The organism is Crossiella sp. CA198 (assembly GCF_052078295.1).
In the GTDB taxonomy this organism is placed as follows: Bacteria; Actinomycetota; Actinomycetes; order Mycobacteriales; family Pseudonocardiaceae; genus Crossiella.
On the sequence record NZ_JBQJIM010000054.1, the window covers coordinates 1 to 23,205 of the forward strand.

16 protein-coding genes are annotated in these 23,205 nt (G+C 70.4%); 6 read left to right on the top strand and 10 right to left on the bottom strand.

Features of this window, described 5'->3' with window-relative positions; all coding sequences use genetic code 11:
- Window positions 1-261 precede the first annotated feature (261 nt).
- From ACTOWY_RS43810 to ACTOWY_RS43820, 3 genes are read right to left on the bottom strand one after another with little or no spacing between them, the layout of a single operon-like run.
- Window positions 262-1,002, bottom strand: a complete 741-nt coding sequence (locus ACTOWY_RS43810) for a succinate dehydrogenase/fumarate reductase iron-sulfur subunit (protein ID WP_441315517.1) — start codon at window positions 1,000-1,002, stop codon at window positions 262-264.
- Window positions 999-2,936, bottom strand: a complete 1,938-nt coding sequence (locus tag ACTOWY_RS43815) for a fumarate reductase/succinate dehydrogenase flavoprotein subunit (RefSeq protein WP_441315518.1) — start codon at window positions 2,934-2,936, stop codon at window positions 999-1,001. Before ACTOWY_RS43815 ends, ACTOWY_RS43810 begins: the two co-directional genes overlap by 4 nt.
- Before the next feature lies 1 nt (window position 2,937).
- On the bottom strand, window positions 2,938-3,663 hold the full coding sequence (locus tag ACTOWY_RS43820; RefSeq protein ID WP_441315519.1) for a succinate dehydrogenase cytochrome b subunit: 726 nt from the start codon (window positions 3,661-3,663) through the stop codon (window positions 2,938-2,940).
- A gap of 76 nt (window positions 3,664-3,739) precedes the next feature.
- On the opposite strand from ACTOWY_RS43820, the gene ACTOWY_RS43825 reads away from it, so the two are divergent.
- Window positions 3,740-4,666, top strand: a complete 927-nt coding sequence (locus tag ACTOWY_RS43825) for a LysR family transcriptional regulator (RefSeq protein WP_441315520.1) — start codon at window positions 3,740-3,742, stop codon at window positions 4,664-4,666.
- Between the two features lie 186 nt (window positions 4,667-4,852).
- On the opposite strand, the gene ACTOWY_RS43830 is transcribed toward ACTOWY_RS43825, so the two are convergent.
- The 3 genes from ACTOWY_RS43830 to ACTOWY_RS43840 all read right to left on the bottom strand — a co-directional run bounded on the left by ACTOWY_RS43830 (window position 4,853) and on the right by ACTOWY_RS43840 (window position 11,698).
- Window positions 4,853-5,302 carry an STAS domain-containing protein gene (locus tag ACTOWY_RS43830; RefSeq protein WP_441315521.1) on the bottom strand — a complete coding sequence of 150 codons (450 nt, stop codon included), beginning with the start codon at window positions 5,300-5,302 and terminating at the stop codon, window positions 4,853-4,855.
- A 59-nt stretch (window positions 5,303-5,361) separates the two neighbouring features.
- Complete coding sequence (locus tag ACTOWY_RS43835; RefSeq protein WP_441315522.1) at window positions 5,362-7,173, bottom strand: ATP-binding protein; 1,812 nt, start codon at window positions 7,171-7,173, stop codon at window positions 5,362-5,364.
- 97 nt (window positions 7,174-7,270) lie between these two features.
- Entirely contained in the window at window positions 7,271-11,698 is a 4,428-nt protein-coding gene (locus ACTOWY_RS43840) for a HAMP domain-containing protein (RefSeq protein WP_441315523.1), read from the bottom strand.
- A gap of 160 nt (window positions 11,699-11,858) precedes the next feature.
- On the opposite strand from ACTOWY_RS43840, the gene ACTOWY_RS43845 reads away from it, so the two are divergent.
- Together ACTOWY_RS43845 and ACTOWY_RS43850 are read left to right on the top strand one after the other, a co-directional pair.
- Window positions 11,859-13,469 carry a SpoIIE family protein phosphatase gene (locus ACTOWY_RS43845; RefSeq protein WP_441315524.1) on the top strand — a complete coding sequence of 537 codons (1,611 nt, stop codon included), beginning with the start codon at window positions 11,859-11,861 and terminating at the stop codon, window positions 13,467-13,469.
- Window positions 13,470-13,706: 237 nt separating this feature from the next.
- Window positions 13,707-14,720, top strand: a complete 1,014-nt coding sequence (locus tag ACTOWY_RS43850) for a helix-turn-helix domain-containing protein (RefSeq protein ID WP_441315525.1) — start codon at window positions 13,707-13,709, stop codon at window positions 14,718-14,720.
- On the opposite strand, the gene ACTOWY_RS43855 is transcribed toward ACTOWY_RS43850, so the two are convergent.
- Entirely contained in the window at window positions 14,717-15,646 is a 930-nt protein-coding gene (locus tag ACTOWY_RS43855; RefSeq protein WP_441315526.1) for a metallophosphoesterase family protein, read from the bottom strand. The two genes, ACTOWY_RS43850 and ACTOWY_RS43855, sit on opposite strands and share 4 nt — an antisense overlap.
- Before the next feature lie 237 nt (window positions 15,647-15,883).
- Here ACTOWY_RS43855 and ACTOWY_RS43860 point away from each other — a divergent pair, with 237 nt between their 5' ends.
- Entirely contained in the window at window positions 15,884-17,119 is a 1,236-nt protein-coding gene (locus ACTOWY_RS43860) for a YibE/F family protein (protein WP_441315527.1), read from the top strand.
- Here the strand turns inward: ACTOWY_RS43860 and ACTOWY_RS43865 are convergent.
- From ACTOWY_RS43865 to ACTOWY_RS43875, 3 genes are all read right to left on the bottom strand, one after another.
- Window positions 17,006-17,995 carry a Ppx/GppA phosphatase family protein gene (locus tag ACTOWY_RS43865; RefSeq protein WP_441315528.1) on the bottom strand — a complete coding sequence of 330 codons (990 nt, stop codon included), beginning with the start codon at window positions 17,993-17,995 and terminating at the stop codon, window positions 17,006-17,008. The genes ACTOWY_RS43860 and ACTOWY_RS43865 overlap by 114 nt on opposite strands.
- Window positions 17,979-19,946, bottom strand: a complete 1,968-nt coding sequence (malQ, locus tag ACTOWY_RS43870; protein WP_441315529.1) for a 4-alpha-glucanotransferase — start codon at window positions 19,944-19,946, stop codon at window positions 17,979-17,981. Before malQ ends, ACTOWY_RS43865 begins: the two co-directional genes overlap by 17 nt.
- A gap of 195 nt (window positions 19,947-20,141) precedes the next feature.
- A complete protein-coding gene (locus ACTOWY_RS43875) occupies window positions 20,142-20,711 on the bottom strand; it encodes a PadR family transcriptional regulator (RefSeq protein WP_441315530.1) in 570 nt (189 codons plus the stop codon).
- Window positions 20,712-20,847: 136 nt separating this feature from the next.
- Between ACTOWY_RS43875 and ACTOWY_RS43880 the strand changes: the two genes are divergently transcribed.
- Together ACTOWY_RS43880 and ACTOWY_RS43885 are read left to right on the top strand one after the other, a co-directional pair.
- The gene (locus ACTOWY_RS43880; RefSeq protein ID WP_441315531.1) at window positions 20,848-22,218 is read left to right on the top strand and encodes a carotenoid oxygenase family protein; all 1,371 of its coding nucleotides are present in this window, start codon (window positions 20,848-20,850) and stop codon (window positions 22,216-22,218) included.
- 208 nt (window positions 22,219-22,426) lie between these two features.
- Window positions 22,427-23,149, top strand: coding sequence for an ABC transporter ATP-binding protein (locus ACTOWY_RS43885; protein ID WP_441315532.1), 723 nt, complete (start codon window positions 22,427-22,429; stop codon window positions 23,147-23,149).
- Window positions 23,150-23,205 lie beyond the last annotated feature (56 nt).

A 23,205-nucleotide genomic window follows, 5' to 3' on the forward strand; every position in this document is an offset into this window, starting at 1 on the left:
GATCGCGCAACGACTCAACCGCAGACCACGCATGACACTGGGCTGGGACAACCCAGCCCAGCGCATGCATACGCTCCTGGCCCAGCATCGCTAGCCCACCGTGACGCAACAACCGCTAGAAACCACCAACTCGTACGCCACGTTGGCCGTTGTGGACCGGCAGCCGCCGAGTTGGGCCAACTCGGCGTCCCGTTTGGGCCAAAGACCCGTACCACTTGGGCCAACTCGGCGTACGAGAACGGCCAACACGCCGGGGAGGGGTTAGCGGAGCTTGGCGTTGAGGTAGTCGGCGTTGAGGCGGGCAATCGATTCCAGGGGGATTCCCTTGGGGCAGACCGTGGTGCATTCGCCCGCGTTGGTGCAGCCGCCGAAGCCCAGGGCGTCGTGGGTGCTGAGCATGTTGATCACCCGGGTGTCGCGTTCCGGCTGGCCCTGCGGCAGCAGGCCGAGGTGGGTGACCTTGGCGGCGGTGAACAGCATGCCGGAGCCGTTGGGGCAGGCGGCCACGCAGGCGCCGCAGCCAATGCAGGCGGCGGCCTCGAAGGCGGTGTCGGCGTCGGGTTTGGGCACGGGGGTGGCGTGCGCGTCGGGGGCGCTGCCGGTGGGGGCGCTGACGTAGCCGCCGGCCTGGATGATCTCGTCGAAGGCGCTGCGGTCCACCACCAGGTCCTTGACCACCGGGAACGGCGCGGCCCGCCAGGGTTCGATGGTGATGGAGTCGCCGTCGTCGAAGTGGCGCATGTGCAGCTGGCAGGCGGTGGTGGCCTTCTCCGGGCCGTGCGCGATGCCGTTGATCATCATGCCGCACATGCCGCAGATGCCCTCGCGGCAGTCGTGGTCGAAGGCCACCGGCTCATCCCCGGCCAGGGTGAGCTTCTCGTTGAGCACGTCGAGCATCTCCAGGAAGGACATGTCCTCGGAGACCTCTTCGAGCTGGTAGCGCACCATCCTGCCCTTGTCCTCGGGCCCGGTCTGGCGCCAGATGTTGAGGGTCAGTCTCACTTGTAGCTCCGCTGGCTGGGGGTGACGTGGTCGAAGGCGAGGTTTTCCTTGTGCAGCACCGGTGACTGGCCCGCGCCGGCGAACTCCCAGGCGGCGACGTAGCTGAACTGCTCGTCGTCGCGGCGGGCTTCGCCGTCGGGGGTCTGGCTCTCCGCGCGGAAGTGGCCGCCGCAGGATTCGGTGCGGTGCAACGCGTCCACGCACATCAGTTCGGCCAGCTCGAAGAAGTCGGCCACCCGGCCCGCCTTCTCCAGTGCCTGGTTGAGGCCCTCGCCGGTGCCGGGCACCTTGACCTCGCGCCAGAACTCCGCGCGCAGCTCGGGAATGCGGTCCAGGGCCTTGCGCAGGCCCTCCTCGCTGCGTTCCATGCCGCAGTGGTCCCACATCAGGCGACCGAGTTCGCGGTGGAAGTCATCCACTGTTCTCGTCCCGTTCACCGAAAGCAGCTTGTCCACAGTGGACTTCACCCCGGCGACCGCGTCCACCGCGGCCGGATGCTCCGCGTCCACCGTCTCGAACGGGCCGTCGGCGAGGTAGTCGCCGATGGTGTTGGGCAGCACGAAGTACCCGTCGGCCAGGCCCTGCATCAGCGCGCTCGCGCCGAGCCGGTTGGCCCCGTGGTCGGAGAAGTTGGCCTCGCCGATGACGAACAGCCCTGGAATGGTGCTGCGCAGGTCGTAGTCCACCCACAGCCCGCCCATGGTGTAGTGCACCGCGGGGTAGATGCGCATCGGCACCGAGTACGGGTCCTCGCCGGTGATGCGCTGGTACATCTCGAACAGGTTGCCGTAGCTGGCCGAGACCGCGTCCCGGCCGAGGCGGCGGATCGCGTCGGCGAAGTCCAGGTACACGCCCAGTCCGCCCGGTCCGACCCCGCGGCCGGCGTCGCAGACGTTCTTCGCGGCCCTGGAGGCGATGTCGCGCGGCACCAGGTTGCCGAAGCTGGGGTAGATCCGCTCCAGGTAGTAGTCGCGCTCGTCCTCGGGGATCTCGTTGGGCGGCCTGGTGTCCCCGGCCTGTTGCGGCACCCACACCCGGCCGTCGTTGCGCAGCGACTCGCTCATCAGGGTCAGCTTGGACTGGTGGTCGCCGCTGACCGGGATGCAGGTCGGGTGGATCTGGGTGTAGCAGGGGTTGGCGAACAGCGCGCCGCGCCGGTGTGCCCGCCAGATCGCGGTGGTGTTGCAGCCCTTGGCGTTGGTGGAGAGGTAGAAGGCGTTGCCGTAGCCGCCGGTGGCCAGCACCACCGCGTCAGCGAAGTGGGTGGAGACCTCCCCGGAGACCAGGTCGCGGACCACGATGCCGCGGGCCCGGCCGTCGGCCACGATCAGGTCCAGCATCTCGGTGCGCGGGTGCATGGTGACCCGGCCGGCGTGGATCTGCCGGGACAGCGCCTGGTACGCGCCGAGCAGCAGCTGCTGTCCGGTCTGACCGCGGGCGTAGAAGGTGCGGGCCACCTGCGCGCCGCCGAAGGAGCGGGTGTCCAGCAGGCCGCCGTACTCGCGGGCGAAGGGCACGCCCTGGGCCACGCACTGGTCGATGATCTGGGTGCTGATCTCGGCCAGCCGGTGCACGTTGGACTCCCGCGCGCGGAAGTCGCCGCCCTTGACCGTGTCGTAGAACAGCCGGTGCACGCTGTCGCCGTCGTTGCGGTAGTTCTTGGCCGCGTTGATCCCGCCCTGCGCGGCGATGCTGTGCGCCCGGCGCGGGCTGTCCTGGTAGCAGAAGGAGCTGACCCGGTAGCCCAGTTCGGCCAGGGTGGCCGCGGCCGAACCGCCTGCCAGGCCGGTGCCGACCACGATCACGCTCAGCTTGCGCTTGTTGGCCGGGTTGACCAGCCGCGCGCCGAAGCGGCGGCGTTCCCAGCGGCTCTCGATCGGGCCGTCTGGGGCCCGGGTGTCGGCGATCGGGTCGCCCTCGACGAAATAGCTCATGTCAGCTCACCAACCCGGTCAGCACAGCGAAGGGGACGGACAGGTATCCGGCGCAGATCAGCACCGCCACGGTCAGCGCGATCAGCCGCAGCCGCGCCTCGGTGCGGGCCCGGCCGCGGCCGAGGCTGCGCAGCGCGCTCCACACTCCGTGCCGCAGGTGGAAGCCCAGGGTCAGCACGGCCAGGGTGTAGACCAGCACCACCGGCCAGCGCTGGAAGTCCGAGGTGACGTTGTTATAGGCCTCGCCGTGCACCCCGTGCGGGTTGAGCCACAGCAGGGTCAGGTCCATCAGGTGGTAGAGCACGAACAGCGCGATGATCACCCCGCCCCAGCGCATGGTCCGGGCCGCGTAGCTGCCCTGCACCTTGGCCCGGTGGTGGTAGCGCACCGGGCGGGCCCTGCGGGCGCGGCGGGCCAGCATGGTGGCGGCGATGATGTGCGCGAAGACCGCGACCAGCAGCCCGATCCGCATGATCCAGAGCAGTCCGCGCTCCGGGATGAGCGGTTCGCCGACGGTACGCAGGAAACGCGCGTAGCTGTCGAAGGACCCGGCGCCGAAGAAGATCTTGAGGTTGCCGACCATGTGCGCCACGACGAAGCCGAACAGGGCCAGTCCGGTCACGGCCATGACGGCCTTGAGGATCACCGAGGAGATCCGGGGCGACCGGCGGACACGGCCGGTCGGCGTCCGTGGTGGGACGGCGGTGGTCAAGCTGGGAACAGCCATAGATCGACGGTAGGAGCGCTGCGATGAGTCGTCCAATATATGGAATGGCTGGACTCGATAGCCGTACGCTATCGAAATGAACTTGCAGCAGCTCGGGTACTTCCTGGCGGTCGCGCAGACCCGGCACTTCACCCAGGCCGCCGACCTGCAGAATGTGGCGCAGCCCTCACTCTCCAAACAGATCAAGGTCCTGGAGGAGGAGCTGGGCGCGCCGCTGTTCAGCCGCGCCCGCGGCAACATCGCGCTCACCCCGGCGGGCGAGGCGCTGCTGCCGCTGGCCCGGCGCATCCTGGCCGATGTGGACACCGCCCGGCTGGAGGTCCAGGAACTCGTCGGCCTGCGCCGCGGCCGGGTCCGCCTGGGCGCGACGCCGAGCATGTGCGTGAGCCTGGTCGCCGAGGTGCTGCGCCGCTTCCGCGACCGGTATCCCGGCATCCGCCTGATCGTGCAGGAAAGCGGCTCGCAAGACCTGGTCCGGGACCTCACCCGCGGCGAACTGGACCTGGCGCTGATCATCGTGCCCGGCAGCGGCGCGGAACCCGCGCTGACCACCACGCCGATCCTGCGCGAACCCCTGGTCGTGGCCAGCCCCGCCAGCGCCAAGCCGCTGACCCGGTGGACCCACCTGAAGATCGAGGAGCTGGCCGCGCGGGAACTGGTGATGTTCCGCCCCGGCTACGACCTACGCGAGGCCACCCTGGCCGCCTGCCGCCGCGCCGGGATCGAACCACGCTTCGCGGTGGAGGGCGGCGAGATGGACGCGGTGCTGCGGTTCGTGGAGACCGGGCTCGGCCTGGCCCTGGTGCCCAGTCTGGTGCTGGTCAACCGGCCAGGCCTGCGGGCCACGCCGCTGGCGCCGCCGGGGATCCCGCGCACCATCGCGCTGGCGCACCGCACCGATGTGGCGCTGACGAACGCCGCGGCGGCCTTCCGGGACACGGTCCTGGAGTACGTGCGCGACGCGGTGTTCCCCCGCGGCGTGGAGGCCCTGCTGAGCGCCTGAACACTCACGCCGTGTTGGCCGTTCCGGACGCCGTGTTGGCCGTTCCGGACGCCGTGTTGGCCGTTCCGGACGCCGTGTTGGCCGTTCCGGACGGTGAGTTGGCCGTTCCGGACCCACTTGGCCCAACTCGGCGTACGAGTTTGGCCAACTCGGCGTACGAGTTCGGCCAACACGCCGGGGGTGGGGTTAGTCGCTGGCTGAGGTCACGTCGGCGTACAGGGCCAGGGTGCTGTCCAGGCCGGTGCTGGTGATGGCCCGTTTCACGATGCCCTCGACGCAGACCACGCGCAGTTCGCGTTCCTGTTCCTTGGCCTGCTGGTGCACCTGCACGAGCAGCGCCAGGCCGCTGGAGTCGAGGAAGTCGACCTGGGACAGGTCTACCACCAGCCTGCGGCTGGCGGCCACCGACTCGGTGCGCAGGCAGTCCTCCAGCAGCGGCGCGGTGTACATGTCGACCTCGCCGCTGACCGCGACCACCGCGGTGTCCGCGTCCCCGGTCCGCACTTCCAGGCTGATCAGCTCTTCTGGGTCGCCTTCGGCGTACGGGGGCAGGATCGGTGCGCCACTGCCCGTGGCGTTGGAGCCGTGCGGCTCCACGACGTCCGGCTGCTCCACTCCGGTTCCCCTGTCCCTCACTCGCGCGCTGCTTGCCACCCTAGACCGCCGCGCACCGCGTCGGCAGCAGGCCCTGCTCGTCAACTCGGGGGAATGCCTGCCGCGGGGCTGCGCTCGGGCTCGTCCGGTTGACTGGCCACCACCATCACCTCGGCCACCGCGTGCAGGCCGGTGTTGGCCAGCACGTACGCCGCCGAGCTGCCGGTGGCCGCGTGCACGTGCAGGCGGCAGCCCGCGGTGCTGGCCTGGTGGGCCAGCTCGAAGAGCAGGGTCACCCCGGCGCTGGAGAGGTGTCCCACCTGGGACAGGTCCACCGACAGCGGGACGGTGCCGCCGCAGGTGAGGTTGGCCAGCTGGCGGCCGAGCACCTCGGTGGCCGCGCCGTCCAGCTCGCCAGAGAGCCAGGCGTGCACCCGTTCGCCGACGTAGGCGGTGCGCAGGTCCGCGCCCGCAGGCAGCCTGCTGGCCTCCTGCGGCGCGCCGAATCCGGCGCCGGGGCCGTCGTCGTGCTCGGCCACGTCCAGTCCGCGCAGCCGGTGCCGCAGGCAGACCGAGGTGCCGTGTCCGGTCGGGGACACCCGCAGTTCGTCCACGCACTGCCGCATCAGCAGCAGGCCGCGGCCGCGGGAGCCGCGGTCGTGCCGGGGCGCGACCCAGCCGCCCTGGTCGGTGATGTCGACCTGCACGGTGCCGTCCGGGTCGAGCCGGGCCCGGAACTCGACCTGGCCCGCGGTGCCCGGCGGGTAGGCGTGCTCGATCGCGTTGGTCATCGCCTCACCCGAGGTGAGCTGCAGGATCTCCACGTCCTGCTGGCTGGCCCCGGCCGCGCTCAGCCAGTCCTGGAACTGCCTGCGCACCGGCCGCAGCTGGTCCGGCCGCGCGGGCACCATCATGGTCAGCGGCGCGGGCACGCTCGGCCGCAGCCGGGCGGCCAGCAGCACGGCCTCGTCGCGGAGCTGCCGGGAGCCTGCCAGGTCCTCGATGATGGCCCGCCCGGCCTGTTCCACGGTCAGCCCGGACTCGGTGAGCCGGGCTCCGGCGCGGCGCAGCAGCAGGTGCGCGTTGCGTTCGGCGTCCGGGCCGGGCAGCCAGAGCAGTCCGTTGGTGTGCAACAGGACCGTGTCGGCCGCGACGAGCTGGGCGGTCTGCGCGCGGTAGGCGCCGTCGCCGTAGCCCAGCGGGGCGCCGCCGGTGCGGGCCAGCGCCCGGCTGCCGCCGTCGGCGCCGATCAGCAGCGGCGGCGGGTGCCCCGCGGTGACGTAGTCCAGGCGCAGGCTGCCCGGGTCGAGCACGGCCAGGCTGGCGGTGCTGCCCGCCGCGCCCGCGGTGCGCCCGGCGAAGCGGCCCAGGTTGGCCATGACCTCTTCCACGCCCATGCCTGCCAGCAGGTAGGCCAGCAGCGCGCCGCGCAGCCGGGTCATCGCGCCCGAGGTGTCCTCGCCCTGGCCGACATCCCCGACGGCCAGCGCGATCCGGCCGCCGTCGAGTGGGATGGCCTCGTAGAAGTCGCCGGCGGTGGCGGACAGGCTGGCGTTGACCCGGTGCACCCCGGCCACCGCCACCCCGGGCACGGTGTGCGCCTCGGCGGCCTCCGTGCCGGGGCGCAGCGCCTCGGCCAGGTCGGCCAGCACGACCAGCACCGCGGAGTCCCCGCCCAGCAGCGGGGTGACCGCGCCGGCGTGCAGTTCCAGGGTGACCCGGGTGGCCTGACCGGTGAGCGCGGCCTCGGTGACGGCGGCCCGGAGTTCCGGACCGCCGAAGGGCCCGGCGCCGTGCGCGCGGGCGGCCGCGTTCGCGCCGAGGGGCAGGTTGCGCAGCCCGTCGACCAGCCAGACCAGCAAAGGGGCCGACTCGAACGCGGCGAGCGCGGTCAGCCCTACGTTCCGGGACACCCCTTCTTGAGGGTCGCCCAGTTGCTCTGTCACGTTCAGTGCCCCAAAGGTGGTGCGTGCACGTTCCCCAGTGTCGTCTACCCACTGGGTTCCGATGCTAAGCCTCGATGCCGAGTGGATCAGTGTCCGTGTCGAGGTAGCCGGCGATCAACCGGATCAGGTGCTCGGTGTCCACCGGTTTGGTCACGTAGTCGGTGGCTCCGGAGGCCAGGCTCTTCTCCCGGTCGCCCTTCATCGCCTTCGCGGTGACCGCGATGATCGGCAGGTCCTCATAGGCCGACATCTCCCGGATCGCGGCCATGGTCGCGTTGCCGTCCAGCTCGGGCATCATGATGTCCATCAGCACCAGCGCGATGTCGTCGTACTGTTCGAGCGCGCGCACCCCGGCCACCCCGTTGTCGGCGTAGACCACGTGCAGTCCGTGCAGTTCGAGCACGCTGGTCAGCGCGAAGACGTTGCGCAGGTCGTCGTCCACGACCAGCACCTTCTCGCCGTGGAAGCGGATCGGGGTCTCGCTGCCGCGGTCCTCCCTTGGCAGGCGCACCTGCACCGGCAGCGGCGCCCGCGGCGGCGCCGGGATCTCGTCCTCGAACGGGTCTTCCTCGCCGGACCCCGCGGTCAGGGACCGGATCACCGGCTCGACCGGCGGTTCGACCCGCACCGCGGGCACGGTGATCTCGTGCGCGGGCTCGACCGGCAGGATCAGGGTGAAGGTGGAGCCGTGCCCCGGCGCGCTGCGCACCTGCAGCTCACCACCCAGCAAGTCGGTCAGCTCCCGGCTGATGGACAGGCCGAGGCCGGTGCCGCCGTATTTGCGGCTGGTGGTGCCGTCGGCCTGCTGGAACGCCTCGAAGATCACGCCCAGCTTGTCCGCGGCGATGCCGATGCCGGTGTCCTGCACAGCGAAGGCGACCAGCGAGCGCTGTCCGCGCAGGGCGGAGCGGCGCACCTCGGCCACGTCGGCGTTGCGGATCTCCAGCCGGATCCGGCCCTCGTGGGTGAACTTGACCGCGTTGGAGAGCAGGTTGCGCAGGATCTGCTGCAGCCGGTGCTCGTCGGTGTGCAGCACCTCGGGCACGGCCGGGTCGACCAGGATGGCGAAGTCCAGGCCCTTCTCCACGGTGAGCGGGCGGCACAGCGCCTCGACGTAGCGGACCAGTTCGGTGACGGCCACCTCGGCGGGTTGCAGCAGCAGGTGCCCGGCCTCGACCTTGGTCAGGTCCAGGATGTCGTTGATCAGCTGGAGCAGGTCGCTGCCCGCGTCGTGGATGGTGCGGGCGTAGTCGACCTGCTTGTCGGTGAGGTTGTTCTCCAGGTTGTCCGCGAGCAGCTTGGCCAGGATGAGCAGGCTGTTCAGCGGGGTGCGCAGCTCGTGGCTCATGTTGGCCATGAACTCCGACTTGTACTTGGAGGCCAGCGAGAGCTGCTGGGCGCGTTCCTCCAGCTCCTGGCGGCCGCGTTCGATCTCGATGTTCTTGATCTCGATATCGCGGTTCTGGGTGGCCAGCAGGGTGGCCTTCTCGGCCAGCTCGGTGTTGGAGCGCTGGAGTTCCTCCTGCTGGGCCTGGAGCTGTTCGGAGCGGGCGCGCAGTTCCTGGGCCAGGCGCTGGGACTCGGCCAGCAGCAGGTCGGTGCGCGAGTTGGCCAGGATGGTGTTGACGTTGACGCCGATCAGGTCGCGCAGCTGTTCCAGCAGGTCCTGGTGCACGCTGGTGAACTCGCTGACCGAGGCCAGTTCGATCACTCCCAGGGTGCTGCCCTCGAACAGCACCGGCAGCACGGCCACGTTGACCGGCGCGGTGGAGCCCAGGCCGGAGCTGATCCGCAGGTAGTCCGGCGGCGCCCCGGACACCATGATCGTCTTCTTCTCGATGGCGACCTGGCCGATCAGCGATTCGCCGAGGCCGAACCGCAGTGGCTCCTCGGCCTGCGCGCGGTAGCCGTAGCCCGCGGTCAACTCCAGCACCGTGTCCTCCTCCGCCAGCTGCCTGGCGAGGAAGAACGCGCCCTGTTGCGCGGACACCACCGGGGTCAGCTCACTCATGATGAGCTGTGCCACGGTGGCAAGGTCGCGCTGTCCCTGCATCAATGAGGTGATTCTGGCCAGGTTGGTCTTGAGCCAGTCCTGCTCCCGGTTGGCCGTGGTGGTGGCCTTCAGGTTGCCGATCATCTGGTTGATGTTGTCCTTCAGATCGGCCATCTCGCCCTCGGCGTCGACGGTGATCTGCCGGGTCAGGTCACCGGCGGTGACCGCGGTGGCCACCGCGGCGATGGCGCGGACCTGGGTGGTGAGGTTGCCTGCCAGCTGGTTCACGTTCTCGGTGAGCCGCCGCCAGATGCCCGCGACGCCTTCCACCTGGGCCTGACCGCCGAGTTTGCCGTCGGTGCCGACCTCGCGGGCCACCCGGGTGACCTCGGCGGCGAAGGAGGAGAGCTGGTCGACCATGGTGTTGACGGTGGTCTTCAGCTCCAGGATCTCGCCGCGCGCGTCCACGTCGATCTTCTTGGACAGGTCGCCCTTGGCCACCGCGGTGGTGACGATGGCGATGTTGCGGACCTGGGCGGTCAGGTTGTCCGCCATGAAGTTGACGTTCTCGGTGAGGTCCTTCCAGGTCCCGGCCACGTTGGGCACGGTGGCCTGACCACCGAGGATGCCTTCGGTGCCGACCTCGCGGGCGACCCGGGTGACCTCGTCGGCGAAGGCGCGCAACGTGTCCACCATGCTGTTGATGGTGGAGGCCAGCGCGTTGACCTCGCCCTTGGCCTCGACCGCGATCTTCTTGGACAGGTCGCCGCCTGCCACCGCGGTGGCCACCGTGGCGATCGAGCGGACCTGCACGGTCAGGTTGTCCGCCATCACGTTGACGTTGTCGGTCAGGTTCTTCCAGGTGCCCGCCACCCCGCGGACCTGCGCCTGACCACCCAGCTTGCCGTCGGTGCCCACCTCGCGGGCGACCCTGGTGACCTCGTCGGCGAACGCGGAGAGCTGGTCCACCATCGTGTTGATGGTGTTCTTCAGCTCCAGGATCTCGCCCCGGGCGTCCACGGTGATCTTCTGCGTCAGGTCGCCCTTGGCCACCGCGGTGGTGACCTCGGCGATCGAGCGGACCTGCGAGGTCAGGTTGTTCGCCATGAAGTTCACGTTGTCGGTCAGATCCCGCCAGGTGCCCGCGACCCCGGCGACCTGGGCCTGACCGCCCAGCCGCCCGTCCCCGCCCACCTCGCGCGCGACCCGGGTGACCTCATCGGCGAAGGAGGAGAGCTGGTCCACCATGGTGTTCACGGTGTTCTTCAGCTCCTGGATCTCCCCGCGCGCGTCCACGGTGATCTTCTTGCCCAGGTCGCCCTTGGCCACCGCGGTGGTCACCTCGGCGATCGAGCGGACCTGCGAGGTCAGGTTGTTCGCCATGAAGTTCACCGACTCGGTGAGGTCCCGCCAGGTCCCGGCGACACCGGGCACCTGCGCCTGACCACCGAGGATGCCCTCGGTGCCGACCTCACGCGCGACCCGGGTGACCTCATCGGCGAACGAGGACAGCTGGTCCACCATGGTGTTCACGGTGTTCTTCAGCCCGAGCAGCTCGCCGGAGACCTCGACGGTGATCTTGCGGCTCAGGTCGCCGGTGGCCACCGCGGTGGTCACCTCGGCGATGTTGCGCATCTGCGAGGTCAGGTTCTGCGCCATGAAGTTGACGTTCTCGGTGAGGTCCTTCCAGGTCCCCGCCACGCCCGGCACCTGGGCCTGACCGCCCAGCCGTCCCTCGGTGCCGATCTCGCGGGCGACCCTGGTGACCTCGCCGGCGAAGGTGCGCAGCGTGCCGGTCATCGAGTTGAGCGTGTCCGCCAGCGCCGCCACCTCACCACTGGCGTTGACCGTGATCTGCTGGGTCAGGTCGCCGTTGGCCACCGCCCCGGCCATCGAGGAGATGTCCCGCACCTGACTGGTCAGGTTGGAGGCCATCAGGTTCACCGAGTCGGTCAGCGCCCGCCACTGCCCGGCCGCGCCCGGCACATCGGCCTGCGCGCCCAGCTTGCCCTCGGTGCCCACCTCACGGGCGACCCTGGTGACCTCGGAGGCGAACAGCGAGAGCTGCGACAACAGCCCGTTCACCGTGGTCGCCAGCCGGGCGAACTCACCGCGCAGCGGCCGCCGCTCGGTCTGCTCGGTCATCCGCTGCGACAGGTCGCCCTGGGAGGCCGCGGCCAGCACCCGGCTGAGTTCCTCGGTGGGCTGCATGAGGTCCGCGATCAGCTCGTTGACCTCGTCGATGGCCTGCGCCCAGCCGCCCTGCGGGCCGCCGTCGCCACTGGCCAGCCGCTCGTGCAGGCGACCTTCCTCGGCCACCGCCTGGCGCACCCGGACGAGTTCCCCGATCAGCCACTGCTTGCGCGCCGCGACCTGGTTGAACACCTCCGCGATCCGGGCCGAGGTGCCGTTGGTGCCCGCCACCAGCCGTCGACGGAAGTTCCCATCCCGCAGGTCCTCCATCGCATCGAGCAGTCGCTCGAGGAACGGCTCGTCCACGCCGGCCTCCTGGTCCTGTGTCGATCGCAGTCGGTCATCGGTTACGAGCATCTAGCCTCCCATGCCGAGCCGTGTGTCACGACCGAGCGGTGCATGGCCACCGGGCGCGGCTAGACTGATCACCCGATCCCTGTCCTCCAGCGAACGGGAAGTGCTCGCGGTGAGCTACCCGGACCGCCCGCCCACGGCACACGTCCCCAGCGTGGAAACGGGGACGTGGCAGGCGCTGCTGGACGGGGTCGAGGACGCGGTGCTGGTGCACGACGAACACAACGTCGTGCACCTGCTCAACCAGGCCGCCCGCACCCTGTTCCCCACGCTGCACCCTGGCGGTTCGCTGGCCGAGCTGGACATCCGCACGCTGACCGCTGACCAGGCCAGGGACACCGAACTGGTCGAGTTCCAGCACGACGGCCGTCGGCTCAAGGCCCGCCACCGCCGCCTGGGCGAGACCCACTACGCCTGGTACATCCACAACGTCACCGACGAGATCGACCACGTGGCCGAGCTGCTGGTACAGCGCTCCCAGGTGGGTTTCCTGGCCGAGGCCAGCCGCCAGCTCGGCTCCTCACTGCAACGCGGCCGCACCCTGCGCTCCATCGCCCAGCTCGCGGTGCCCACCCTGGCCGACAGCGCCACCGTGCTGCTGCCCGCCCGCCGGGGCCTGTTCGAGTGGTGGCGCTGCTCGGCCGCGGCCAGCCCGCCCGATCGTGGCCGGGCTGGGCGCCGGGTGCTGCGCACCGTTCCCGGCCTGGCCGAGGCGCTGACCGGCACCGCGACCGAACTGGACCCCGCGCAACTCCCGCCAGACGCCGCCTGGGCCTTACCCGAGGCCGCCGAGGGCTTCGGCCAGATCCTCCTCGCCCCCATGACCCACGACGCCCGCACCGTGGGCGTCCTGGTGCTGTCCCGCCGCAAGGCCAGAGGCGGCTTCCAGCCCGAGGAAGCGGCCCTCATCGAGGACTTCACCACCCGGGCGGCCCTGGCCCTGACCCAGGCCGCCAGCTACTCCGAGCAGGTCAACACCTCCGCCACCCTGCAGGCCGAGCTGATCCCGCCACCGCTGCCCTCGGTGCCCGGCGCGGTGCTGGCCGCCTGCTACCGGCCGGCGCGCGAACCGCTGCGGGTGGGCGGCGACTTCTACGAGGTGCACCCCCGCCCCGACGGCAGCGCGATGTTCCTGCTCGGCGACGTCTGCGGCAACGGCGTGGAGGCGGCCGCCCTGGCCGGCCGCGTCCGGCACTCCCTGCACGCCCTGCGCCTGGTCGAATCCGCCCCCGCCCGCCTGCTGCACCTGGTGAACCAGGCGGTGCTCTCCCACGGCGGCAACCGGTTCACCACCATGCTGGTCGGCTCCATGACCCCGGAACCCAGCGGCGAACTGGACCTGACCCTGGGCGGCGGCGGCCACCCCAACCCCATGGTGGTGCGCACAAACGGCGCCGTGGAGGAAATCGACGTGCCCGGCGCACTGGTGGGAATCCTGCCCGACGCCAGATTCGGCGAAACAAGCCTGACCCTGGCGCCCAGCGAAGTCTGCGTCCTGTACAGCGACGGCGTGACCGAAGCCAGAGGCGGCGCCACCGGCCGGGAACTATTCGGCAGCGAAAGACTGCGATCCGCGCTACGCGATTTCGCCGGCCTGCCAGCCAGCACCCTGATCCACCGCGTAGAGCAGCGCATCGACGCCTGGCTGGACGGCCGGGACCACGACGACATCGCCCTGCTGGCCGTCCAGGCCGCGCCGATGACTACCGCGGAACTCAGCTAGTCGCGAGCCGGAATGCTTTAAAAGCAAATCATTCACAACATCGCCCACTGGCGTTCACATACAAGAACCCGACGACGTGAAGTAGCCCGGCGGCGGGAGCTGAAAAGAAATAGTCTTGGCTCCTGTGAAATTTAACCCAACCTAAGACCGTTGTCCCTGCCCGCACACCCACGCACAATGACCCCCGCCGCAATACACCCGCCGCGCCACCGCCAACCGCCACCCTGCGGAGGGGTCATGCCCACCACCGCCAGCAACACCACCGCCACCAGCTCGGCCACCGCCACCCGCACCAGCTCGGCCACCCGCTCGACCCGCACCACCGCCGACCCGGAGTCCACCGCCACCCGCCTGGCCAAGGCGCTCCGCACCGGCCCGTTCAGCCTCGCCCTGCGCCTGGCCGTCCGCCAGTCCGGCCTCAGCCTGGACCGCCTGCAATCCCACCTGCACTCCCGGGGCACCCCGGCCAGCAAAACCGCGCTCAGCTACTGGCAACACGGCCACACCCGCCCCGAACGCCCGGAATCCCTGCTCGCCGTCAGCACCCTGGAGGAGATCCTCGGCCTCGACCCCGAGGCCCTGACCTCCCTGCTGGGTCCCCGCCGCCCCCGCGGCCGCTGGCTGCACCACCGCTCCGGCACCCTGCCGCCGGATCGGGCCTGGGCCCGCCCGGACGGCCTGGCCCGCGCGCTGGCCCACCTGGACGCCCGCCCCGAGTTCCTGCACCACCTCAGCCGGGTGGCCAGCCATCTCACCATCTCCGTTGACGCCGACCGCAGACTGCACTCGATCACCCATCACCACCTGCTGCGCGCCGAACGCGACACGGACCGGTACCTGGTCGCCTTCCGCAGCGACCACCCCACCGGGCCGCTGCAGCTGCCCGAATCCCGCGGCTGCCGCCCCGGCCGCCAGCGCGCCGACGACACCACCGGCTTCCGGGTGCTGGAACTCCTCCTGGATCGCCCGTTGCGGGCGGGCGAACTCACCGTGCTCGACTACACCGTCCTGCCCGGCCGATTGCCCGACGCGGAACACACCGTGCGGATCGGTCAGGCCGTCCGGGACCTGTCCGTCCAGGTGCAGTTCGCGCCGGGCAACCTCCCTGCCCGGGTCGTCCGTGGCTACCGCCGCTCAGTCGGCGAGCCGGACACGGTGGCCGAACTCTGGGTCGGCGCCAGCCGCACCGCCCAGCTCACCGCGGTCGACCCCGCGCCAGGTATCTACCGGGTGCGGTGGGACTGGTCCTAACCCTTCGGGTGGCAGCTGCCGGTGAACGAGTCCTTATAGGACTGTCCGCTCACCGGCACGAAGTCACCCTTGTACCCGGTGCCGGACAACGTCAGCTTCAGCACCCCGTGTGATTTGGCGTCCTTGGCCTCCACATTGGGGATAGTCCGGCTGAAGTTGTAGTTCGACTTGCCACCGGTCCCGACCAGCACCTGCCGCAACCCGGCCGGATCCGCCTTGCCGTCCGGGCTCTGCAGCGCGAACCGCTGGTAGTTGTGGTCGTGCCCGACGAGCACCAAGTCCGCCTTGGCGTCATAGAGCGCCTGCCACAGCGGCCTGGCCTTCGTCTCACCGCTGTGCGAGCCCAGGGTGAACAGCGGGTGGTGCCAGTACGCGGCCACACACTGCTTGGTGTTGGTGCGCAACCGCTCCTTCAGCCAGGTCAGCTGCGCAGCACTGTCGATCTTGCTGAAGTTGCTGTTCAGCGCGATGAACTTCCAGGACCCGATTTCCCAGTCGTAGTAACCCTTCGACCGGTCCCCGGCCCGGCCGTTCTGGACCCCGACCCCGTTGAAGTAGTCGAAGTACCCGGACGCCTTGGACGTGTTGTACTCGTGGTTGCCCGGACTCGGATAGGTGATCGTCTTGTACTTGCCCCAGGTCGGGTCGTACCGCGTCCGGTACTCCGACAAGGTGCCGCTGTCATAGGCGTTGTCGCCCGCGGTCAGCACCGCGGCCGGGTTGATCTGCCCGACCACCGCGGCGGTGGCCTTGCAGTTGGATCCGCAGATGTCTCCGGCCGCGACCACGGTGATGTCAGCCGCCGGGTCGGCGACCGCCGCGACCGGTGCCGCGACCGGACGAGTAGCCTGGGGTGCAAGGGATACCGCGCCCAGGCCCAATAGCAGGGCACCGCCTAACGCGTAGGCGGCCAGGGGATGGCGCATCTGGTCAGCTCCTCTTTCTGGTGGTGGGAGGTGCTTTCCCACCGCACCGTATTGCCCGCTCGCGCACTTTCAACGGCCGGAACGCGCAGCACCGGTATTCCCGGAACACCCGGCTCCCCGACCTGCCCGAAGATCCGGAAACCCGGACCGTTCCGAGAATTGCCAACACCAGCTGAACAGCGGTTTCCCCAGCTCACCGGCAGCACCCCCGGCGGAGCGCCGCGCATACTCCCCGGCATGGGACAGCATGCGACCGATTCCGACCTGTCCACAGTGGACTCCGACGCCCGGGTGGCCCGCCGGGTGCGCCTGGTCGTCGCCTGGGTGCTCACCCCGGTGATCATCCTCGCGGTGACCGCCATGGTGCTGCTGTGGCCCGACCGCGGCGGCATCGTGCAGGACGTGCTCGACGCGCCGCGCGGCGCTGGCACCGTGCAGGAACTCATCCCCTGCACGGTCGCCCCGAAGGACTGCGACATCGCCACCCTCGCCCTCACCGACGGCCCCGGCGCGGGCACAACCGTGTCCGCGGTGGTGCCGCGCAGCAGCGGCGTCAAGGTCTCCGTCGGGCAGACCGCGCTGGTCGCGCACTACCCCACCCGCCTGGTCGAATGGGAGCGCTACGAGGTCGAGGGCCCGGACCGCTCGCTGCCGCTGGCCCTGCTGGCGCTGGTGTTCTGCCTGGCCGTGATCGCGCTGTCCCGCTGGCGCGGACTGGCCGCGCTCGGCGCGCTGGGCCTGTGCCTGGCCGGGCTGACCGAGTTCGTGATGCCCGCGATCATCCACGGCGCCAACCCGTTGCTGGTCGCGGTGGTCGGCGGCACGGTGATCATGGTGGCCGCGTTGTTCCTCACCCACGGCTTCAACGCGCGCACCGCGGTCGCCGTGCTCGGCACCGCCGCCGGCCTCACCCTCACCGGCCTGCTCGGTTACGGCTCACTGGAACTGGCCGGGATCACCGGTCTGGGCAGCGACAACGTCGGCTTCCTCAGCGGCTACCTGGAAGGCGTCGACCTCCAGGGATTGTTGCTGGCGGGCCTGGTGATCGGCGCGCTGGGCGTGCTCGACGACGTCACCGTCACCCAGGCCACCGTGGTCTGGGAACTGGCCGCCGCCGACCCGAATGCCAGTCGCGCCAAGCTGTTCAGCGCCGGCCTGCGGGTCGGCAGGGCACACGTCGCCTCCACGGTGAACACCCTGGTGCTGGCCTACGCGGGCGTGGCGCTGCCGCTGCTGATGCTCTTCGCCATCCGCGGCATGCCCGGCCAGCACGTGATCTCCAGCGCCCCGATCGCCGAGGAGGTGGTGCGTGCGCTGGTGGGCAGCCTGGGCATCATCGCCGCGGTGCCGCTGACGACGCTACTCGCCGCTCTCGCCGTTGGCGGGCGCGGTGCTGCTGTCGTCCAGGTGCCGCAACAGGATCCCCTCCCGGAGACCCCACGGGCAGATCTCCACGCGAGGCACGTCCAGTAGTTCCAGCAGGATCCGCGCGAGGACCGCGCCCGCCACGATGGTGCGGGCGCGGGCAGGCGAGATCCCGGGCAGCGCGGCGCGTTCGGCGGTGGTCATCCGGGCCAGCTTCGGGATCCAGCGCCGCAACTCCCGGTATTCCAGCAGCAGCGGCCCTTCGGCCTCCGGCGCCGCGGTGAGCTTGGCGAGCTGGGTGAAGATCTTGGACACCGCGACCACGAGCTGCGGATCCGGCTGCTCCCGGAACGCGGCGATCGTCGGCGCGAGCACCTCACGCAGCCGCCGCCGCAGTTTTTTGACCTCCTGCGCGGTCGGCGGGTCCTGGCTCAGGTACCGGCGGGTGAGCCGCCAGGCGCCCAGCGGCAACGACACCGCCAGCTCCGGCTCCTCGCCACGCCCGATGGCCAGTTCCACCGTGCCGCCGCCGATGTCCAGCATCAGCATCCGGCCGCTCTGCCAGCCGTACCAGCGGCGCGCGGCCAGGAAGGTCAGCCCCGCCTCGGCCTCGCCGCTGAAGAAGGACATGTCCACGCCGGTGGCGCGGCGGATCAGCTTGCACGCCTCGATCCGGTTCGGCGCGTCCCGCACCGAGGAGGTGCCGAAGGGGACCAGTTCGGCCACCCCGTAGGCCTCGGCCTCGGCCACGCACTCCTGCACCGCCTGCACCAGCCGGTCCAGCCCGTCCGGGCTGATCACCCCGTGCCGGTCGATGTCCTCGGACAGCCCGATCTGCGCCTTCACCGAGTGCAACGGCGCGGGCGAGCCACCCGGGTACACGTCCACCACTTGCAGGTGCGCGGTGTTGGACCCCACGTCGAGCACGCCGAGCCGCACCGCCTGGGAAAGGCCGGGCGTCGGTTCGTCAGTCGTCCTGCTCACCCACACCCTCCTTCACAGTCCTGATGATCCGATCAACCAGCGGATCCTCGAACAGCTCCCGCACGGTCGCGGGAAGCGGTATCCGCCAGTTGGGATAGACGTCCACGGTGCCCGGCAGGTTGGGCTGACGTGGCTCACGCAACACGTCATAGGGCGAGATCAGCACGAACCGGCTGGGCGTGGCGGCCAAGAACGCGTGCATCGCCACCACCACCTCCTCCTCATCCGGTTCTGCTTGCCCGCCAAGGAATCCCTCCGCGCGCAACAATCCGATCAGCTCGTCCCGGTCAGCCTCGGCCCGCGCCCGCTCGTCCTCGACGGACCCGGCGAGCACGCCAAGCTCCGCGCGCACCCGGACCTGTTCGCCACGCAGGAAACCCGCCGCCGTCGGCAGGTCGTGGGTGGACACACTGGCGGCCGTCTCCGCGGGCCAGCGCGCGCTCGGCAACATCGGCTCACCCGTGGTGTCGGCATCCCGCTGGAACCACAACACCGCCGAGCCCAGAACGTTGTGCGCCCGCAGGGAATCGGTGACCTGCGGCAGCACCGTGCCCAGATCCTCGCCGATCACCACCGCACCGGCGCGCACGGCCTCCAGGGCGAGGATGCCGAGCATCGCCTCTGGATCATAGTGGACATAGGCGCCCCGTTTGGGCGATTCGCCCGGTGGCACCCACCACAGCCGCCACAGTCCCAGGATGTGGTCGACCCGGATCCCGTCCGAGTGCCGCAACACCGCCCGCAGCATGTCCCGGTAAGCGGCATATCCGGTGGCCACCAACCGATCCGGCCGCCACGGCGGCAACGCCCAGTCCTGCCCGTGCTGGTTGAACGCGTCCGGCGGCGCCCCCACCGTCACCCCCGCCGCGAGCACATCCTGCAACGCCCAGGAGTCGGCCCCCTCAGCCGCCACCCCCACGGCGAGATCGTGCACCAGCCCCACAGCCATCCCGGCCTCGCGCGCGGCCGCCTGTACCGCACCCAGCTGCCGCGCGCACAACCCTTGCAGCCACACGTGAAACGCCACCCGATCGGCCAGCTCAACCCGGGCCGCCGCCACCGCGGGCGAGGACGGATGCCGCAACTCGACCGGCCAGCTCCGCCACCGGGCCCCATGCCGCTCGGCCAAAGCACAGAACGTGGCGAAGTCCAGCAAGCCCGCCTCCACCGGCTCCCCGGACCGCTCAGCCAACGGCCACAACACTTCCAGCGCCGCGAGCTTGCTCTCCCACACCGCGTCATAGTTGATCAGCGGGGTGTCCGAAGCCGGCCGGACCGCGTCAACCTCAAGCCGCACAGCGGGTTCCGCCGCCCGGTACTCGGCAAGATCCTCGATCCGCAGGTACAACGGATTGGCGAACCGCCTGCTCGACGGCGAGTAGGGCGATGCCTCCACCGGCCGCACCGGCGTCACCGCGTGCAACGGGTTCAGCAGAACGACATCCGCCCCCCTGGCCCCCGCGAGTTCCACGAACTCGGACAGATCAGCGAGGTCGCCAACCCCCCAGGACCCGTTCCCCCGCAACGCGTAAAGCTGCAACATCCAACCCCAGGCCCGCGCGGGCCTGGGCAGCGAGCGCGGCGCGACCACCAACGTGATCTCCGTGCCGTCCACCCGCAACGTGTGCCACCCCAACGGCACATCCCCCGGAACCCCATCCGGCAACACCCGGCGGGTCCCATCCTCCAGGATCAGCTCAGCGGTACGCCCCAGCGCCCGCTCCTGCCCCTCCCGCAGCACCAAGGTCCCCGGCAACGCCCCGGCATCGCGCCGGGCCCGCGCCGCCGCCAGCCCCGCCCGAACCGCCTCCGCATCAGAGGCGTCCACCCCAAGCTGAGCCAGCACAGCGACCACAACATCAGCCTCGATGTCGACCCGTCGCCGCCCACTGCCCTCGTACCAGGTGGACACCCCGTGCGCCTCGGCAAGTGCGGCCAACTCGGCGTCCACGGGCCTCCTTCTGTTCACCTGTCCGTTATTTCCACTTTCCCAGCAAACCACTCCAAGACCGTCATCAATTTGACGATTTGAGCGAATTTCTTACGTCGAACGGCCCACAACCCACCCAGAGTTCACCCAAAGTGACCACAGGTAACCCCGCCGCAGGCCCAGACCCAATCCCCCGGCGCCCCGCCCACCTGCCGCTTACCCGGCCACCTCGCCCGCGGCCCCGTCCGCATCCCCCAGATCGTCAAGCTGCTCAACCGCCCACGCCGCCCAGTCCCGGATCGCCGCGAAATGCCGCCGCCCCAACTCCGCCGCGATCCGCCCGAAAGCCGTGTTCTCCGGCCCGGACATCTCCTCGATCTTCTCGATCTCCGCCCCGATCGCCACGATCTCCCGCTCGCTGTAAGCGATCTCCTCCCGCAACAACTCCCGCGCCGCCCCCGGCTCCAACGCGGTGATCAAGAAGATCCGCAGCAACGCCTTGTTGCGCACCGTGTTCACCGTCTCCAGCCGCCCCTCCCCCAGCCACGCCTGGAGTTCGGCCCGCCCCGCCTCGGTGACCACGTAGTCCCGCCGTCCGCGCGCCCCCTCCGCCACGGCCGCGACCAGCCCATCCTCGGCCAGCTTGTTCAGCTCGGTGTAGATCTGGTTGTGCCGCGCGCTCCAGGCATACCGGCCAATGCTGCCCTCGAAGTGCTTGGCCAGGTCGTAACCACTGGCCTCGGGACGCAGCGCCAGCATGCCGAGCAGGGCATGACGCAGGGACATAACCGTTCCTCACCTCGCAAGATCGCCCCGAGCCTAGACGCTCCCCCGGTCCGGCCTCCCCGACCAGTCCAGCCCCGCCAGCTCCCGCTCACCCTTCACCCTTGACATGTCAAAAATGACACGTCATAAATTACCTATGACCACCACCCCCCTCCACCTCTCCGGCGCCATGGCCCCCGTCCCCGACGAACACACCGCCCAAGACCTCCCCATCACCGGCGCCCTCCCCCCAGAACTCGACGGCCGCTACTTCCGCAACGGCCCCAACCCCTTCCCCGGCTCCCCCGCCGGTCACTGGTTCACCGGCGCCGGCATGATCCACGGCATCCGCATCAGCGACGGCCGCGCGCAGTGGTACCGGAATCGCTGGATCAAGACCCCCGCCGCGACCGGCGACGACCGTCCCTACCTCCGCGAAGACGGCACCGTCGACCTCACCGCGACCTCCGCCAACACCCACGTCATCCCGCACGCCGGCCGCATCCTCGCCCTGGTCGAGGCCGGACTCCCCTACGAACTCACCCCGGACCTCGACACCGTCGGCCCCTGCGACTTCGGCGGGCAGCTCACCACCGCGATGACCGCGCATCCCAAGGAAGACCCCGTCACCGGGGAGCTGCACTTCTTCGGGTACTCGTTGCGGCCGCCGTTCCTGACCTACCACGTGCTGTCCGCGGCGGGGGAACTCATCCGCAGCACGCCGATCGACGTGCTCGGGCCGAGCATGATGCACGACTTCGCGATCACCGCGAACCACGTGCTGTGGCTGGATCTGCCGATGACCGCCAGTCCGGAACTGATGGCCGACGGTGGGATGCCGTTCGCCTGGAACGACGACTACCCGGCGCGGATCGGGGTGATGCCGCGGCACGGGTCCAGCGCCGACGTCCGGTGGATCGAGGTCGACTCCTGCTACGTCTTCCACGTGGCCAACGCGGCCGAGAACCCGGACGGCACCATCACCTTCGACGCGGTGCGCTACACCCCGGCGATGATCCAGAAGGTCTGGCACGGCATTGGGGGGCACGCCGAGCTGACCGACGCCCAGGCCAGCGCGCCGACCTCCCTGCACCGGTGGGTGCTGGATCCGGTGCGCGGGACGGCGCGGGAATCGGCGCTGGGGGCGGAGTCGGTGGAGTTTCCGACCATTGACGACGGGCTCACCGGGTTGCCGCACCGGTTCGTCTACACCGTGGGCAGCAATCTGGCCGGTGGGGTGCGCGGGATCGTGAAGTACGACCTGCGGGACGGGACCACCGACCGGCATCTGCTCGCGGAGACCTGGCAGCCGGGGGAGGCGGTGTTCGTGCCCGCCGCCGACGGCGGCACCGAGGACGCGGGGTGGTTGTTGTCGGTCAGCAGCAGTGACACCGGGGCGCCCTCGGAACTGCTGGTGCTGGACGCCACCGACCTGGCGGCCGGACCGGTGGCGTCCGTGCACCTGCCCCGCCGGGTGCCGTCCGGCTTCCACGGCTCGTGGATCACCGACGCGGAACTGGCGGGTTGAGCATCCGAGCGGGGCGGCTCCCCAGGGCCGCGGCGGGACCGGCCCCGGGGAGCTGCCTCGCCCTCGCGTCTCCGCGAGGGTTTTTCTGGCGGCGCAAGGTCCTCGGTGACCTGCCCCTAACCTGCCCGCAACCCGGCGAACCGTCAATAGGTCTAGACCAAATTAGCCCGATCTGGACAGCCAACTCCGACCTGACAGACTGCTGTCCATGGCAGAACGCAGGCCGCCCACGCTGGCACTTTCCGACCTGCACCGCAGGCACGGGAGCGGTCCGCGCAGCGTGCACGCGTTGCGCGGAGTAACCCTGACGGTGGACCCCGGACGGCTGGTGGCGGTGATGGGGCCCAGCGGTTCGGGCAAGTCCACCCTGCTGAACCTGGCGGGCGGGCTCGACTCCCCGACCGCGGGCAGCGTGCTGATCAACGGCCGGGACCTGGCCACCCTGCGCGCCGCCGAGCTGGCGGCCTTGCGGCGCAACACGATCGGCTACGTCTTCCAGGAGTACAACCTGGTGCCCGCGCTCACCGCCGCGGAGAACGTGGCCCTGCCCAGGGAACTGGACGGGGTTCCGGCCCGGACGGCGCGCGCCGAGGCGCGGGAGACGTTGACCCAACTGGGCATCGCCGACATCGGCGACCTGTTCCCTGACCAGCTCTCCGGCGGGCAGCAGCAGCGGATCGCCATCGCGCGCGCGGTGGTCGGGCCGCGGCAGCTCATCCTGGCCGACGAACCCACCGGCGCGCTGGACTCCGACAGCGGCGAGGCCGTGCTGCGGCTGCTGCGGGCCCGCTGCGACGCGGGCGCGGCGGGGGTGCTGGTGACGCATGAGGCCCGCCATGCGGCGTGGGCCGATCAGGTGATCTTCCTTCAGGACGGGCGGCTGGTGGACGAAACGGGATACACGCTGGACCCGGAGTCCCTGCTCAGCTGAGTGGGGCGGTTTCGCGTGACTGTCGTCACCCGTTCTGCCCTGTCCGGTCGCTCACC